The organism is Acidithiobacillus sp. HP-2 (assembly GCF_015100155.1).
Lineage (GTDB): Bacteria > Pseudomonadota > Gammaproteobacteria > Acidithiobacillales > Acidithiobacillaceae > Acidithiobacillus.
The window spans coordinates 1-1,871 of sequence record NZ_JACKZA010000044.1; the positions used below are offsets into that span (position 1 = coordinate 1).

The 1,871-nt window shown below is 50.6% G+C and carries 4 protein-coding genes; 1 reads left to right on the forward strand and 3 read right to left on the reverse strand.

What is annotated here, in order from left to right:
• On the forward strand, positions 1-302 hold a 302-nt coding region (locus H7F11_RS16515; RefSeq protein WP_193658234.1), incomplete at its 5' end, for a transposase.
• Here the strand turns inward: H7F11_RS16515 and H7F11_RS16520 are convergent.
• From H7F11_RS16520 to H7F11_RS16530, 3 genes are all read right to left on the reverse strand, one after another.
• Positions 286-840: a type II secretion system F family protein gene (locus H7F11_RS16520; RefSeq protein ID WP_227485598.1), complete on the reverse strand. Its 555-nt coding sequence runs from the start codon at positions 838-840 to the stop codon at positions 286-288. The genes H7F11_RS16515 and H7F11_RS16520 overlap by 17 nt on opposite strands.
• Positions 841-917: 77 nt before the next feature.
• Positions 918-1,274 carry an RNA polymerase sigma factor gene (locus H7F11_RS16525; RefSeq protein ID WP_227485599.1) on the reverse strand — a complete coding sequence of 119 codons (357 nt, stop codon included), beginning with the start codon at positions 1,272-1,274 and terminating at the stop codon, positions 918-920.
• 185 nt (positions 1,275-1,459) lie between these two features.
• The coding region (locus H7F11_RS16530) for a transposase (protein ID WP_193658123.1) at positions 1,460-1,871 on the reverse strand (412 nt) is incomplete at its 5' end.

Consider the following 1,871-nt stretch of genomic DNA (forward strand, 5'->3'; position numbering starts at 1 on the left):
CCTTTCAGGACATCTTCACGATCAAGAATCGCCACCAGGGGGCTACCCTCTTGAAAGCCTGGTTGGAAAACGCCAGAACCAGCGATCTGCCGCCTATCGTCAGGGTCGCCTACACCATCATGAATCACTGGGATGGCGTGCTCCGATGGTTCGAGAGCCAGATCACCAATGGAATTCTGGAAGGTTTCAACAGCCTCATTCAATCCGCCAAGGCCAAGGCTCGGGGTTACCGCACGCACAAGAACTTTATCAACATGGCCTACCTGATCCTGGGCAAGCTGGATCTCAGGCTACCCACTTGAAATGACGAGGAACCACCTTTTTGTTGAGGGCCAGGGTTTTTTCGCGATATTCGGCCAGACGCAGCAAAATGGTGTCAAGAATACCGCCCTGTTCACCGGCAGCAATCAGGGACACAAACAGCCGATCAAAATACTTGGGGTAGTGGGCCATGGATTGCGAAAGAGGCTCGCCTTCCTTGAGATGCTTGAGGATGCCCTTAAGGAGTTTTTTCATGGGCGCACCCTGGGTGGCGGTAATCAGCAGTTCAAAGGCCTGTACCAAAGGCACCCCGGCGTTGATCATGGTGGAAAGCTGGCGGACCATCACCACCAGTTGGGCTTCCTTGACACCTTTTTCGCCGAACAACGGTTGGGGGATCTTGCGGATAGTGACCGGTACCAGACCCTGCTTGCGCAGGGAAACCCGCACCACATTTACACTGGCAGCGTTCATTTCGCCTTTTTTCTTGTCCTTGCTGCCGGGCAGGGTGGCTTCCCAGACGAAGTCGTAGGTCTTCGCCTCTTTCACCGCCGCTTTTTTTCCTAGTGCTGTTGCCATCAAATCTCTCCCCATCATGCACAAAGCTATCTAGCTTAGAAATGAAAAAAAACAACCTGTGGAAAGCGCATTGTGTTCTAAGCCAAGTTATCTCCCACAAAAACCGCTTTTAAAGCAGCCAAGCCCCGCTCATGATATTCTTTGATGGTATTCCTATGCACATTGAGTATGGCAGCACACTCTTGCCTTGTGGCCGGTGGTTTCCCATCCAGACCATACAATAAAATCAAAGTGTTGCTCTGGGTTTCTGGCATGCTCGCCAAGGTCTTCACGATGAGGTCCCAGACGTCATTATATATAGCCCAACTTTCCGGCCCGATATCCTCGCAAATTAGAAAATCAGAGCTTTCTTCAATGTCCTCAATGCTAACCACTTCAAATGGTATGTAAGGGACTTCCCTGCCCGGATTTTCATCGTGAAATGCAGCACACATTGCTTTGGATTTTCTTGTTGGAACAAAAACAAGGGTAGAAGCAATTCCCGCCTCCTGAAAAGACCACTTAATCCAAAATTTTGCGTAGGAAGGAAAAGAGCCTAGTGTTGAATCAAATCGCTCAGCAGCACGAACGAGTCCATAATAAGCGATTTGATAGGCATCTTTATCGGTTCCTCGTCATTTCAAGTGGGTAGCCTGAGATCCAGCTTGCCCAGGATCAGGTAGGCCATGTTGATAAAGTTCTTGTGCGTGCGGTAACCCCGAGCCTTGGCCTTGGCGGATTGAATGAGGCTGTTGAAACCTTCCAGAATTCCATTGGTGATCTGGCTCTCGAACCATCGGAGCACGCCATCCCAGTGATTCATGATGGTGTAGGCGACCCTGACGATAGGCGGCAGATCGCTGGTTCTGGCGTTTTCCAACCAGGCTTTCAAGAGGGTAGCCCCCTGGTGGCGATTCTTGATCGTGAAGATGTCCTGAAAGGTCAGGCGGAACTGGTAGGCCTGCGCCGTCTTGAGGTTCTGGTCTTTGAGCAATTCCTGCAGCTTTTCTTTCTGCTTCATTTTGAGGTTGCAATCGTTCTTGAGCCAAAGC